The 15,017-nt window shown below is 47.3% G+C and carries 11 protein-coding genes; 4 read left to right on the top strand and 7 right to left on the bottom strand.

What is annotated here, in order from left to right; genetic code table 11:
- Positions 1–40 precede the first annotated feature (40 nt).
- From BZG80_RS07235 to BZG80_RS07225, 3 genes are all read right to left on the bottom strand, one after another.
- Positions 41–1,489 carry a glyceraldehyde-3-phosphate dehydrogenase gene (locus BZG80_RS07235; RefSeq protein WP_077669069.1) on the bottom strand — a complete coding sequence of 483 codons (1,449 nt, stop codon included), beginning with the start codon at positions 1,487–1,489 and terminating at the stop codon, positions 41–43.
- A 401-nt stretch (positions 1,490–1,890) separates the two neighbouring features.
- Positions 1,891–2,577 (bottom strand): DUF3334 family protein, encoded by a 687-nt coding sequence (locus BZG80_RS07230; RefSeq protein ID WP_077460575.1) that lies wholly within the window; start codon positions 2,575–2,577, stop codon positions 1,891–1,893.
- A gap of 128 nt (positions 2,578–2,705) precedes the next feature.
- Positions 2,706–5,891 (bottom strand): ATP-binding protein, encoded by a 3,186-nt coding sequence (locus tag BZG80_RS07225; RefSeq protein ID WP_077679050.1) that lies wholly within the window; start codon positions 5,889–5,891, stop codon positions 2,706–2,708.
- Positions 5,892–6,346: 455 nt separating this feature from the next.
- Here BZG80_RS07225 and BZG80_RS07220 point away from each other — a divergent pair, with 455 nt between their 5' ends.
- From BZG80_RS07220 to nagK, 3 genes are all read left to right on the top strand, one after another.
- Positions 6,347–6,691: a DUF3802 family protein gene (locus BZG80_RS07220; RefSeq protein ID WP_021023245.1), complete on the top strand. Its 345-nt coding sequence runs from the start codon at positions 6,347–6,349 to the stop codon at positions 6,689–6,691.
- Positions 6,692–6,721: 30 nt separating this feature from the next.
- Positions 6,722–7,465: a tRNA-uridine aminocarboxypropyltransferase gene (locus tag BZG80_RS07215; RefSeq protein ID WP_241833877.1), complete on the top strand. Its 744-nt coding sequence runs from the start codon at positions 6,722–6,724 to the stop codon at positions 7,463–7,465.
- 137 nt (positions 7,466–7,602) lie between these two features.
- Positions 7,603–8,505: an N-acetylglucosamine kinase gene (nagK, locus tag BZG80_RS07210; RefSeq protein WP_021023244.1), complete on the top strand. Its 903-nt coding sequence runs from the start codon at positions 7,603–7,605 to the stop codon at positions 8,503–8,505.
- 98 nt (positions 8,506–8,603) lie between these two features.
- On the opposite strand, the gene BZG80_RS07205 is transcribed toward nagK, so the two are convergent.
- From BZG80_RS07205 to BZG80_RS07190, 4 genes are all read right to left on the bottom strand, one after another.
- Entirely contained in the window at positions 8,604–9,683 is a 1,080-nt protein-coding gene (locus BZG80_RS07205; RefSeq protein ID WP_077679049.1) for a ketoacyl-ACP synthase III, read from the bottom strand.
- Between the two features lie 121 nt (positions 9,684–9,804).
- The gene (locus BZG80_RS07200; protein ID WP_021023242.1) at positions 9,805–11,175 is read right to left on the bottom strand and encodes an SLC13 family permease; all 1,371 of its coding nucleotides are present in this window, start codon (positions 11,173–11,175) and stop codon (positions 9,805–9,807) included.
- Between the two features lie 250 nt (positions 11,176–11,425).
- Positions 11,426–12,091, bottom strand: coding sequence for a SanA/YdcF family protein (locus BZG80_RS07195; protein WP_021023241.1), 666 nt, complete (start codon positions 12,089–12,091; stop codon positions 11,426–11,428).
- 114 nt (positions 12,092–12,205) lie between these two features.
- Complete coding sequence (locus tag BZG80_RS07190) at positions 12,206–13,897, bottom strand: NAD-dependent malic enzyme (protein WP_077679048.1); 1,692 nt, start codon at positions 13,895–13,897, stop codon at positions 12,206–12,208.
- A gap of 372 nt (positions 13,898–14,269) precedes the next feature.
- On the opposite strand from BZG80_RS07190, the gene BZG80_RS07185 reads away from it, so the two are divergent.
- Positions 14,270–15,007: a substrate-binding periplasmic protein gene (locus BZG80_RS07185; RefSeq protein ID WP_021023239.1), complete on the top strand. Its 738-nt coding sequence runs from the start codon at positions 14,270–14,272 to the stop codon at positions 15,005–15,007.
- Positions 15,008–15,017: the final 10 nt, after the last annotated feature.

Below are 15,017 nucleotides of genomic sequence, written 5' to 3'. Positions count from 1 at the left end.
CTTGATGGGCCTTTTGTTGTTTATGATAACGCTGTGTTGCTTATGATAACGATTCCGGCTGAGGGACCACAGGATAGCGAACCCCCATCATTTTCTCCATACAATGGATGACCTGACAGCTGTATCCAAACTCGTTGTCATACCAAATGTACAGTACGCAGCGGTTACCCTCGGCAATCGTCGCCTGGCTATCTACCACGCCAGCAAAGCGAGATCCAATCAAATCACTCGAGACGAGTTCGGTGGATTGGGTATAATCGATTTGGCCTGAAAGCGGCGAGTAGAGCGCGACGTCTTGCAGGTACGCATTGATTTCATCTTTGTTGGTGGCGTGATTGAGGTTGAGGTTTGCAATCGCCATCGAGACATTCGGGGTTGGGACACGCACTGAGTTGCCAGTGAGTTTTCCTTTTAGTTCCGGCAATGCTTTTGCTACCGCGCTTGCTGCGCCCGTCGACGTCAGTACCATGTTGAGTGATGCTGAACGACCACGTCGATCGCCTTTGTGGTAGTTGTCTATTAAGTTTTGATCATTGGTAAACGAATGGACGGTTTCAATATGACCACTATCAATGCCAAATTTATCCTGCATGGCTTTGAGCACTGGGGTAATCGCATTGGTGGTGCAACTGGCGGCGGAGATAATTTTGTCATCGTGACCAATGACATCATGATTGACACCGAACACCACATTTTTAAGCGCGCCCTTACCTGGGGCGGTTAGCAAGACTTTGTCTGTCCCTTTGCTATCAAGATGCTGACCGAGTCCTTCTTCATCACGCCACATCCCCGTATTATCGACCACTAAGGCATGGTGAATGCCATACTGGGTATAGTCGACCTCAGTTGGGTTATTGGCATAAATGACTTGAATGAAATTACCATTGGCGATCAGAGCATTACGGGTCTCATCCACAGTAATGCTGCCATTAAATGGACCGTGCACCGAATCACGACGCAATAAGCTGGCGCGTTTTTCCAAATCGCCTTCTTTGCCACCACGGACCACTATCGCACGTAAACGTAATGGATAGCCTGGCCCACTTTTCTCAACCAGTAGACGTGCGAGTAACCGGCCAATACGGCCAAAACCATAAAGCACCACATCTTTGGGCTCGACGCTGTTGCCAGTGCCGATTAAGTGATTCAATTGGCTATGAAGAAAATCAGTAATCCCATGCTCACTGTCATGTGATTGCCAGTACGTCCACGCCAGCTGGCCAATATCAATTTTACTCGGGGCCAGGTCGAGTTCGGCCATCGCTTCGATTAAAGGGAGGGTTTGGCTCGGGGCTAATGTGTCGCCAGTGTAACGACGTGCGACGCGGTGAGCTTTAATAATATCAATGGTACTAGCGTTGATAAGCTGACGGCCAAAGAGTTGAATCTCTACGCCTTTTTGGCGATAGAGCTGGCTCAACAGCGGATACATGGTTTCAGAGTGAGTTTGACTGGTTTGCCAGTCGAGTAGGTAGTGTTCTGGACTCATGAATCGACCTTTTCACGAATGATTGTGGGTGGGCAGGGTGCCCAGTAGGGTAATGGACTGATCATTGCCAGCCTTATTATTTTGTTGCGCAGTCTAAATGACCCAGAATTATTCACCTACTAAAAATAAGTCCTAAAATTCAACCACTCATAGACGATTAAGAACGAGTAATAGAGCGGGGAGGTTGTGATCAATGTTGTAACTTATATGAAACAAAAGCGATAAATTCAATATTATTGTGAGCGGGAAAAGATGAAATGTTATTTTGTTTTTTGTCGAAAATTAAGTGGGTGAAATACAAAAACATCGCGAACAAGCAACAATAATGGCTACTTGTTCACGAATTGAGGCGTAACTCGCTGATTTTTAAGTTCGATGTTAATTTATATGGGCGTTCGTGCTCAGATCCCGAGTTCATCTAACAAGTCGTTACTGCCATTGTCTTTCTTTTCATTTTTATCGTTAGGTTTTCCTTCCAGCTGACGCACGGTTTCTGCCTCTAAAATAGAATCCGGGTCGACTTCTTCGCCTTCTTCAAAATCTTGCAGCTGAATGAATTCAGTGCGTTCCATCGCGAGTTCTAGATAAAAAATATGATTATTTTCGGTGGTAAAGCTGACCCGGCGCGCTTGAGGTTTATCAATATTGCTGTCGACAGACACGGAAATATTTTTGTTCACCGCCATCATCTTCGGCTGGTTTTGCGTGATAGACGTCTGAATTGAGCGCTTAATCTTGCCTGTGAAGTCACCGATGATTTGGTTCATCAGTTCGCCAAGTACATCACCGACTTCATCCGCTGTATGTTGAGTGGCAAGCTCTTCTTCGGGGATCCCCATATGCTGCATATAGTTGCGATAAATCTCTAACGCCGCTTGTGAGGAGAAGTTAATCACGACGAGTCCCGAAAAGCCGCCATCAAATAATACAAAGCACCCGATATCCGGCTTAAGACTGGTTTTGACTATTTTTTGCACCATTGCGGCATGATGCACGGGAGAGTCCGTGGCTTTGGTTAACACTGCTGTGGCAGATTGACACAGTTTGAGCAGGATGTCCTCGGAGGTGACAACTTTGGTTTTTCTCATTATTCACTACCGTTTTGGTTGCTAATACTTACCTTGAGTGTGGCACCGGAACGCGAGGTTTGTACACCGATTTTCTAGATATTCGGATAAGGGATCACACCGATTCATTATTTTTGATGTTGGACACATTAAGTCTCAAGCGTGTCGAGCGCACGAGTCAGACGTATGATCGCCGTTTGCATCTGCGCTAACGCTTTGACAAGTGCTTGTGTGTCCTGTGTGTTGGCAGCATGTTCGGCGTCAAGGCACGCTTGATGCAATTCTGTTGCGCCAATACTGCCTGTCGCGGACTTCTGTTTATGTGCTGTGTCTTTGATATCTTGCCAATCTGTAAACGGCGGCGCTAACTGGCTCAGCGTGTTGATGCTCGGTAAACTGCGTCGGCGAAATATCGCAATGATATCAAGATAAGCGTGTTTCTGGCCGGCATAGAGTCGTTCGATAACACTTAAATCTAAAACGGTTAGCGAGCTCTCGTGTTGCACAGAGAGGGTAGACGTTTCCTCTTGCGCCTTGTCGGTGGTTGAATGGGAACCTTGGTGAAGCCAGTGACTTAAGCGGCTTTCGAGCTGCTCTAACTCAATGGGCTTGGTGATATAATCATCCATACCCGCTGCAAAACAACGTGCGTCTTCACCACTGAGTGCATTGGCAGTAATAGCGATAATAGGGACGTATCCCGTGGATGACTGCTGCTCTCTCAATGCGGCTGCGAGTGCATAACCATCTTTATTGGGCATATGGCAGTCTGTTAAGACCAGATCAAAGCGCGTGCTTTGGTAAGCCTGCAATGCTTGTTCACCATCATCAACCATCACAACGTGATAACCGAGATAATGGAGTTGTTGTGTCAAAACGCGTTGATTAGTGGGGTTGTCTTCGGCAACCAGTATATGTCCACGTATCGATTTGCCATGGCGCTCTCTTGCTTGCATATCGGGGATAATATTTAGCTCGAGAGATTCCCCCAACATGCTAACCTCTGGGCTGTCTAAGCCTAAACACACACGGATCCCATGCACTAAGCGGCGATAAGTGAGCGGTGAGGCAAAAAGCTCGACCAGGTATTTGTTAGGATGGGTATTCAGTGACAGCTTCTCTCGTAGTGCAATGATGTGTTTCACCCCAAGCGCATCAAAACGCGTCTCGTCACTTGTATCTTGAGTGATCAAGAGAACATGTCTGGCAGCGACAAGCGCAGGCGTGCTTGACGCCTCCTTTTGTAGGATAAGCGTCTCGTTTGGATTAGCTGTCGCATGTGCAATACCTAAATGATTGAGATAGAGGTTGATGGCGTGTTTTAGCTCGCCGTCGGGTAAATCAAGGTAAATAAACAGTGTGTCGATATCGTCACGACTAAGTGGCGCAGGATGAGGTGCACCCAATCTGTCAGTGGTGTAACTTAAGCGAACTTGAAATTCGGTTCCTTTATCCTGTTCACTCTCAACCGTTATCTCACCATCGAGTAAATCGATAATATTTTTACAAATCGCTAAGCCGAGTCCGGACCCACCATACTCACGCGTAGTGGATGATTCTGCTTGGTTAAAGGGTTGAAATATGGTGTCTAATTTGTCGGGGCTGATGCCTATACCATTATCCGCTATTGTGACGTTCAATCCTGTTTTTTCCGGTGTGCCTGTGTCGAACGGTGTGATTTTGACATCGACTTTTCCCAGCTTGTCACGGTGACTGCCAGAAAACTTAATTGCATTGCCCACAAGGTTATAAAGGACCTGTTTAAGCCGGTTAGGATCGCCAATCAGTGAGTCAGGCAGTTCAGGATCAATAAATAGTGACAATGTCACATTTTGTTTTTTGGCATTGTGGCTCACCGTGTCCATTACTTGATCAACCGTTTCAGAGAGAGAAAAGGTAACCTGCTCCAGCTGCAGTTTTCCTGATTCGGTGCGGGAGAAATCAAGAATATCGTTAATAATCGAAAGCAATGAAAGGGCTGATTCTCTTACTGTGCTCAGCAACCCGTGTTGGGATTGGGTTAGCGAAGAGCGACGCAGTAGATCCAACATCCCGATGACCCCGTTCATGGGGGTGCGTATTTCATGGCTCATGGTGGCAAGAAACTGCGCTTTAACCCGAGATGCACTTTCAGCTCGTTCCTTTTCTGCTATCAACTGCTCACGTGCTTGGTTGCGCGAGATAATGTGGGCTCGGAATATCACTAAGCTCTGCGCAATCTTTCCGACTTCATCGGTTCTATCTTGAAAATGACTAGACGGTGGTGTCATGTCACCCGCGACCAGTCGCTGCATCGAATCTGCCAGCGCGGCGATTGGCTGAGTAAAAGACTGATAAATATAAAAATACATGCCGCTACTGACAAACAAAATAAATAACAATAAATAGCCAAGATTCAATTGATTCGAATGAAGAATAGATTGTAAGTCGGTCATTGAGCGGGTAACTTCATTACCTGTGCCTTGTGCAAAACGGGAAAGTGCATTCTCTAGCGCATGATACTCATGATCGCTGAGCGTGCGCACTGCCTTCATGGCAGCGACTTTGGCGTTCGGTTGGTAATTGTTAAAAATGGCAATACCGCTGCGCTTAAAGCTAGTAAAGTGATTGTTTAATCGCGCAATTTTTTTGAGTGAGGCAGGGTCATTAAGCTCGAACTGTGTTAATGACAAATATTGCTCAAAGGTAACCATATCTTCCATAAAGTATTGACGGCTACTCGTGCGACCTTCTAAATACTGATTTAGCTCGGTAAGCATATCGCCGTTTTCATCGACGAGCTCGTCAAGGTATTGTAATACCGCTAAGTTGTCAGGTTGCTTTAACTCCTGGGTGGCTTTGAGTTCGGCAACGAGGTTATCAATTGGGCGAGCGACATCAATGGATAATCGCATCAATTGCTTGCGTGCCCATTGCTCAGCCACCGGATCAAACTCGGTTAATACTTTTTGATGTGCGATGCGTTGAAAGCGTTCGTAGAGTTGACTGACTTTTTCGAGTTGTTGTTTTTCATCGGGTTTGATGGTTTTTAGTTTTTTTAGCGCGTTTTCAAAGTCTTGTTGATTCTCTAGAAACACTGATAGCGATTCGTGCCGTCCCATGACATATTTAAGCATGCTAGCATTCATGTCGCTCACCGAACGTAGCATCTGCATCGTAATAATGGCGCTAGGAATTTCGTGATGGGTAGCGCGCTCTACATCACGATTGACACGCTCTTGCATGATATAGCTTGAAACCGATAATCCGAGCACCATCAGCGTGATAAACGTCATGATTAATCCGATTTTGCTGACAATGCTCTTACTAAATGGGCGCGGACGGTTTACCTTCATGGTTTTTTCCTACATCCTTGTGAGCGATTGATTCGGGCGTATCCGTGAAAACAGCTCAGTGTGTGGTTTATTTTCATCACTGCAAACCAAAGCTATACTGCAAAGAAGAGTGGGTCAGCAGTTTGCATGAGTAAAGTGTGGCATGGATAAGCAAGAAAGGCTTACCATTCACAGTTTTGCCACTGTATGTACACGAGCAATAAGCCAGTACGTGTTATTGCGCATGCTATCTTATACTATAAGGCGTGTGGAATCGTATGTAAGGTGCATCGAATAGTACAAGATGCATCGAATCGTATAAGGTGCATCGAATCGTATAAGGTGCATGGAAACAGTATAAAGCACGTGATGTGCTGTGAAGCGTGACTCGCTTTCTAATTTCGTCCTCTGGGGGCGCACATCGCGGATGTTCGCGATACAATAGCGATATATGAACAGTCTAAGGACAAGTAACCATGGTAGTAGATTCAGACGGGTATCAGGCACTGATCGAGCACTTTGCGTTCAATCTCACCGTCTTTGAGCAACCCGGTGAAGCCATTGGCGATGAAACCATTGCAGATATCGTGCACGATCTCGTCGCCTCTAACATCATGACCATTTGTGAGCAGAACCCTGGGCTCTCATCCGCGTTAAGGTTTACCATACTCCGTGAAGCCGATCGTGTGGTTGAAGATATGGAAGAAGTCTTAGCCGGGCGATGGGAGCAACCTGTCACGGCGGAGCAAGTGGGCTTTTTAGAAGAGTATGTGGCGCTAGTCAAAAATTTATTTGATGGCGCCATGGTTGAATTTCGTTAGTACTCAGCCACTAATAACCTAGATACTTTGATGTCAAAAATAGCGATGTCAAAAATAGAGCAGAATCACGCGATTCAGCGCCTTTATAAAGCACGCCTCTCGCGTGCTACCCGCCCTTATCTAGCCCGTGGTGCCGGGGTTGATCGTTGTCAGCAGTGCATGCTAGTTCGTCATTATTGTATCTGCGCCCACCGAACGGCTCACAAGACACACGCCGCTTTTATGCTGCTGATGTATGACGATGAGGTCTTGAAGCCAAGCAATACCGGCCGGCTGATTGCTGACTGTATCGCCGATACCTATGCGTTTATTTGGTCACGAACAGAGCCGGACCCTGAGATGTTAGCGCTTCTGTCCCATCCCGATTATCAACCTTTTGTGATTTTCCCGTCTCAATACACGACGCCTGAGCGTGTCGTGAGTGTCCCGACTGTGGGCGTGTCAGGTAAACGTCCGCTGTTGATTATTATCGATGGGACCTGGCGAGAAGCGAAAAAGATTTTCAGAAAGAGCCCTTGGCTTGATCGTTTTCCGGTTTTAAGTATTCAACCTCAGGCATTATCACGCTATCAAGTGCGTGATGCTCACGGCGAGAATCAGCTTGCAACAGCAGAAGTGGCTGCAGAGGCACTGATCGCAAATCAAGAGCAAATGGCAGCCGCATATTTGAATCAATGGTTTGATGTATTTAGCGAGCGCTATATGGCAGGTAAACGACAAAAGGCGTTGCCAGAGCGAGACGCGTTGTCCCTGCTGCTTCATCGTCAGGCTTAATGTGAAAGACACAAAAATGCCGATGGCTAACGTTTGGTTAAAAAACTACGAAACTTGGCCAGAATCACGGACTTGACGCTATTTTTGGTGGATAATCTGGTTATATAACGACAAACAAACACGAAGGTGACTTAGCCATGTATTACGGCTTTGATGTGGGCGGCACAAAAATTGAGTTCGGCGCGTTTGACAAACAACTCAATCGTATTGCGACCGAACGTCATCCAACCCCCACGCAGGATTATGCGGCGTTGGTTGAAACCATCGTCCAATTGGTAGAAAAATACGATGTTAAATGGGGAGGGCAGGGAACCATTGGTATTGGTATTCCTGGCTCACAAGCAGAAGATGGAACGGTTTTAACCGTCAATGTGCCTGCAGCCAATGGACAATCGCTACGTGCAGATTTAGAAGCACGCCTTGGTAGAGAAGTCCGTATCAGTAATGATGCTAACTGTTTCGCGTTATCGGAAGCCTGGGATGAGCAAGCGCAGTCGGCGAAAACAGTCTTGGGTTTAATTCTTGGCACTGGCTTTGGTGGTGGTTTAGTCATTAACGGTAAGGTGATTAATGGTAAAAACCAGATGGCTGGCGAGGTTGGTCATATGCGGATGCCGATTGATGCTTGGTTGCGTCTTGGTGATCACCCACCGATGTTTGATTGTGGATGTGGCAACAAAGGATGCTTAGATAATTACCTATCAGGGCGCGGATTCGAACAATTGTATGGCCACTTTTATCAGCCTCTATCAGCGATTGAGATTATCGAAAACTACCGAGCGGGTGAATCCGATGCAGTGGCATTTGTAGCGTGCTTTTTTGATGTGTTGGCAATGTCTTTAGGCGGTATTTTAACTGCGTTCGATCCTGACATGGTTGTGCTTGGCGGCGGCTTATCTAATTTTGATGAGCTTTATGACGCCATTTCCGAGCGCTTACCTCAGCATTTACTGTCAGCGGCAAATGCGCCTGATATAGTCAAAGCACAGCATGGCGATGCGGGTGGAGTGCGTGGCGCGGCATTCTTGCATCTGACTTAATGGCTCAATGAAACTAACCTAATGCCTCAATGAAACCCTGCTAAGAAAAAGCCGACATCTTGATTGTCGGCTTTTTGACTCTTAGCCTTCGCGCGTCGCTACTTGTTCGACTTTTGACAGTGATTAATTGCGTCGTCTAATAGCTCGAGTGCCGTTTTATCGGTGGGTGGTAGGTCTGCATTTGATTGCGCGATAGGTGTGGTTCGCTCACCCCAGCGAATCAGTCCTGCGCCCCAGGTAAGCCCAGCGCCAAATGCCGCGGTGAGCAATTGACTGTGCGGCTTGACGACGCCTTGTTCTACCGCTTCGCACAAGGCGATAGGAATTGTTGCGGCAGACGTATTACCGTAATGCTGGATATTGATAAATGCTTTATCCAGTTCAATACCGGCATGCTCACACAAGGTTTCAATAATCCGTTTATTCGCCTGATGAGGAACAACAAGATCGATGTCGTCGGCGTTAAGTTGATTGCGGGCAAGCACTTGATTTGCCGCAGAGCCCATACCTTTCACCGCGCGTTTAAAAATATCGCGACCGATAAAGTCAAACGAAAAATGCCCATTGTCGGGATCAAAACGATCCATAGCGGTGCCAAATGCCGGGATGGCTAATACGTCTCTTCCTGCTGAATCACATCCGAGTTGCGCATCCAACAAGCCTACTTCTTGATCGCTTTTGCTCACCACGACTGCCCCCGCTCCGTCACCGAATAACACGGCGGTATCGCGTTTGCTCCAATCCAAGTACCAAGTAAGGTGTTCTGCACCAATAATCAGTGCGTGCTGGTAATGGCCAGCTTGCAACATTTTGGTAGCCGTTTCTAATCCATAAAGGAATCCAGTACAGGCGGCATTCATATCGAAAGCGGCTGCATGTAGGGCGCCAATATTTCCTTGAACCTTTGAAGCGATGTTAGGAATTAAGGTATCTGGCGAGCATGTCGCGACAATCAATAAGTCTAACTGGCTCGCGTCGATACCTGCAGCCGCCAGGGCTCGATGGGCAGCAACGGTTGCTAAGTCCGAGGTTTCTACATGACTCACTCGACGCGCCTCAATGCCAGTGCGCGAGCGGATCCATTCATCATTGGTTTCTAAGATGGTGCTGAGGTCATCATTACTCAACACAGCAGGCGGGAGACATTTACCCCAGCCAGTAATTTCTGCAAATGCCATAGTCGTTTACGGGTTATTAAGCGTTGCGCTAGTGTAAACCTGAAACTCAATTGAAACAATTTTGATAGACGAGAAGACGCGAAAAACACTACCTGGCGCAAATGCCAGGTAGTGAGCGAGATTACCAGAATAAACGGGTAAAAATGGCAAGAACCACAATACAAACAAGGTTTAAGTACATGCCAACCCGCATCATATCACGTTGTTCAATATGCCCAGATCCAAACACAATGGCGTTAGGAGGGGTGGCAACGGGAAGCATAAAGGCACAGGATGCTGCAATGGCAATTAACGCCGATAGTGCCACGGGGGACACGCCTAAGGCTTCAGCAATGGTCGCGAAGACGGGAACTAACAGTGCGGCGCTGGCGGTGTTACTGGCAAACTCTGTGAGGAATATAACAAACGCGACGACACCAAGCATGGTAAAGAACAACCCGGAGCCGGTCAGCGCGCTACTGAGGTGATTCGCCAAGAATACACTGGTGCCTGTTTCTTTGAGTACGTTGCTTAAGCAAATACCGCCACCGAACAATAATAGAACGCCCCAATCTGCGGTTTTTTCCACTTCCTTCCACTTTACCACTCGGGCAGCACCCAGTAATACGATCGCAGACAGCGCGACGATCGAGTCAAATTTACTGAGACCACCGAGCATAGCATTTAAGGGTTTACTGAAGATCCACGCCGACACCGTAAGCGCAAAGATAGCAATGGTGATTAAACGTGGCGTGGTCCACTCAAAGCCGCGTTTGTCGGCATCAAAGCTGTAGTTAAGATTCGGTTTGGTTAAAAAATACAACACAACAACAGCCACTGGCAGTAGGATAAGCGTGACAGGCAGTCCGAGCTTCATCCAGTCTGCGAAACTGAGGCCTGCTTCTGCAGCGGCGATGGCATTTGGTGGGCTACCGACAATGGTCGCGATGCCACCGATACTGGCACAGTAAGCAATCCCCAACAGAACGAAAACATAGGTGCCATGATCTTTTTGATTATTCACCTTATGTAAGATACCGAGTACCAAAGGAAGCATCATTGCTGTCGTGGCTGTATTACTGATCCACATCGATAGACCGGCGGTAACACCAAAGAGCATCATGACTGCCACTGACATTTTTCCTTGGGCGATGGTTAATACTTTATTGGCAATCGCTTGATCGAGCCCTTGAGCTTGCAATGCCGCCGCTAATGCAAACCCACCTAGAAACAGAAAGATAATAGGATTAGCAAAGTTTGACAACGCCGCCGGTGTTTCAAACACACCGAGACCCACTGCCATGATCGGCACCAATATCGCTGTCATGCTGACATGGATGGCTTCGGTGAGCCAAAGCACGGCGATAAAGACCAGTAAGCTGAGGCCAGTTGTTACGTCGGCGGCAAAAGGTAAGCTGTGATATAAAACGAAAAACAACGCAATATCAGCCAATAAAATCCAGGCTTTTCGATCGAGCTTCCAGGAGTGTAAATAAAGGGATTGCAGGTTCATAGGGCGTCCTTTTACAAACGTTATCAGGTATTGTACTCATTTATAATATTTGTGTGATTCGCTTGATAACGGGGATTTATAAGCAAAAACAAGCCATAACAGATTACCAAGCGATGGCTAATATACGCTTTATTGGTCAGGGTGTTAATCGATTGCAGGCAGGTTTTTAAACAAATGATTAAAACAATGTAAAAATTGTGATTCGGGCAGCATCGATGGCAGAACGCTTGGTCATAACGTCAGAAGGGAGTTATCGGTTTGAGAGGCCATCTATCGGTGCTTTAGGTCCGGTAAATTTTGGTTTCACATTGAGAATAAAACTGTCTAGTACCGCTTTAGTGCGTGCCAGTATTTCTCTGGCGCGGATCTTGGTACCGGCCCAGCCTCTGGGGCTTGGTACCGCGTAACAGATGGCATCAATATCGTTTACATCCGCAAGAAACAGCGCACGTTCACAATGAAATTGCTGCGTGATGACGGTAAAACGAGCAAGACTAAAAACCGTCTTGGCGCGAACAACGGAATCGAGTGTCCGAAAGCCGGCATAGTCAAGATGGATCGCCTCTTCCGCGATGCCCCTCTCGCGTAAATCTCGTTTCATCGTCCAGGGTTCGTTATACGACCGATGAGCGTTGTCGCCGCTAAGAAGCAGGTGGTCAATCTTTCCTGCATGATAAAGCGCCTCAGCCGCTTCAATGCGATAGGTGTAATAAGGATTTGAGGTTTTGCCGATATATTTACTGGTGCCGAGTACGAGCCCCACTTGTCTTTTGGGCAAGACATCGACATCTTTATAGACACGCCCTTTGGCGTTAAGCGTGATTGCGATATCGCTAGCCGCCATGAGAATAACAGTAAGGGCTGTGAGTATAGCCGATGTGATTATCGCCTGACGAACGAGGCGCCGGAGAGCCATGGTGCGTTGTATCCCTTTTTTGACGGACAGCACTCGATAATAGCGGGTGCGGCAAGTAGATGGAATGGTAGCAAAAAAAGCGCCTGAGTAGGCGCTTTTTCTGTCAGTCTTTGGTTAAAATGAGGTGCGTTTGTAAGCGCGGTATTCAGGTGACCAAAAACTCTCCTCGATGCGCTTTTTCAGTGCCTCATCAGAGAGCTCGGCGGCGACGCCTTCAATAATCGCTTCTTTAGCCACCTCAAACGCAATGCGTTTTGATACTTGGGTAATATCCTCCAACGGTGGGAGCAGGGCGCCGATCCCTCGCTTCGCCAGAGGAGAGCATTCGGATAGTGCTCGCGATGAGGCCATTAGCATGCCATCGGTAACACGAGAAGCCCCGACGGCTAATACGCCAAGCCCGATGCCTGGAAAAATATAGCTGTTGTTACACTGTGCGATGGGGAAGGTTTTGCCATTATCTAAACGGACGGGCTCAAATGGACTTCCTGTGGCAACTAACGCTTGACCATCGGTCCAACGCAAAATATCAAATGGCGTCGCCTCGACCCGGCTCGTGGGGTTAGATAAAGGAAAAATAATCGGGCGTGGACAGGTGGCATGCATTTGTTTAATGACATCTTCAGTGAATAACCCTGGTGCCCCCGATACGCCGACGAGCACGGTGGGTTTCGCGTTTCGAACCACGTCTAATAGTGAGATGTTGCTATCTTCTAGCTGCCACTCCGATAGAGCCTCGCTTTTTTGTACCAGCTTTTGCTGGAAGTCGAGCAAGTTTGGCATTGCATCGACTAATAGACCCCAGCGATCGACCATATACACGCGTGAGCGAGCTTGTGCATCTGAAATGCCCTCCGCGACCATTTGTGCAATGATAGCTTCTGCAATACCACAACCGGCAGAGCCCGCGCCTAAAAAGGTGATCCGCTGTTCAGACAACTTGGTGCCAGCCGCTTTACACGCGGAAATTAATGAGCCCACGGTGACTGCTGCCGTCCCTTGGATATCATCATTAAAGCAGCACACCTTGTCTTTATAGCGTTCTAGGATTGGCATGGCATTTTTTTGCGCGAAATCTTCAAATTGGATCAATGCTTCAGGCCAGCGGCGCTGTACTGCTTGGATGAACTCTTCAATAAATGCATCGTACTCTTGGCCGCTAATCCGAGTGTGGCGCCATCCCATATACATGGGATCGGAGAGCCGTTGTGGGTTATTAGTTCCTACATCCAGAACAATGGGAAGCGTATAAGCCGGACTGATCCCACCGCACGCGGTATAGAGCGATAGCTTTCCGATAGGGATGCCCATGCCACCGATCCCTTGGTCGCCTAATCCCAGAATCCGTTCTCCATCGGTGACCACTATCACTTTGACATTGTGACGAGACGCATTGTTTAAAACATCATCAATACGATCGCGGTTTGGATAAGAAATAAATAACCCGCGTCCGCGGCGATAAATATTGGAAAAGTTCTCACACGCCGCCCCAACCGTGGGGGTATAGATGATAGGCATCATTTCGGTGATGTGGTTCGATACCAGTCGGTAAAACAGCGTTTCGTTGGTATCTTGAATATTTCTAAGATAGATATGCTTATCGATATCGTTTTCGAAGCGTTGGTATTGCTGATAGGCGCGCTCGGTTTGTTCTTCAATGCTTTCTATCGCGTCTGGCAATAATCCTTCAAGGTTAAAGAACTTACGCTCTTCAACACTGAATGCGCTGCCTTTGTTTAATAGTGGCGTTTCTAGCAGAGCTGGCCCCGCGTAGGGGATATAAAGAGGACGTTTTTGATTATTCATGAATGATCAGACTCGATGGTTCTTTTCGTTGGGTCGATGACGAATATTGGGCGTTATCAGTGCCTTCGTGGCGTTTTTATGTCCTTTGCCGAACGCTTTTTGTGCGTTAGGTAGCGATAGCCCCAGGCGATTTGCAATAAAGGGTAAAGTTTAGGCATGAATGGTGACCTAATTCAACTTTTTTACCTCAATGTGCGGTGTGGGTATTAGCAAAGTTGCGCAAGAGAAGAGCGAGGGGTCTACACTTTGCCTGTAGGCCACAACGCAGTGCGGTTTAAACTTGCTACTCGGTGACCGACAGCAATTGATTGAAAGCTAATAATAAAGATGTTGGCTGTACACATTTAATGGAAGGTAAAAAGAGGTAGTCCAATGAAGTCACTTATTGCCGCCAGCTTGCTGGTTTTTTCGACCACGACTCTCGCTGCTAATTTAAGCGATTTAGATTATATTACAGAGGTGTATCCCCCGTTCAATTATGAAGAGCGTGGTGAGTTAAAAGGGATTGCCGTTGATTTTCTAGAGGCTGCGACTAAGGCGGCGGGTGAGCCAATTAGCCGTGATCAAGTGAAATTGCAACCGTGGGCGCGTGGTTATGCGACCGCGTTGTCTGAACCCAATACGGTCCTTTTTTCAACCACACGCACCGCAGAGCGTGAAGATAAGTTTAAATGGGTTGGGCCCATTACCGATACCAAAGTGGTGGTTTGGGCGCCAAAAAGCAAAGAGATAACAATCAATAACGCGAGTGACTTTGCTGACTACAAAGTTGGCGTGGTACGAGATGATGTGGGTCAACACCTATTAGAAACGATGGGCGTTGGCAAGAAATCAATTCGTTTATCCCCGAAACCGGACTTGTTGGCAAAACAATTAGCCGCTGGGCGGATAGATATGTGGGCTTATGAAGAAAATGTGAGTGCGTATATCATGAGCCAGAGTAATATCGATACCAGCCAGTTTGAGGTGGTGCATGTGTTAAATGAATCACAGCTTTATTACAGTCTAAGTAACAATACACCAGACAGCTATGTTGAAAAACTGCAAGCAGGCGTTGACCAGGCGATCATGGATGGCACGCTCGATGAGATAAAAAATAACTACAAGTAGCGCGGGGCAT

The sequence above is a fragment of the Salinivibrio sp. MA440 genome, assembly GCF_001996265.1.
GTDB lineage: Bacteria > Pseudomonadota > Gammaproteobacteria > Enterobacterales > Vibrionaceae > Salinivibrio > Salinivibrio costicola.
Note: the sequence above shows the minus strand (reverse complement) of the source record. Positions and strands in the feature narration are given on the sequence as shown.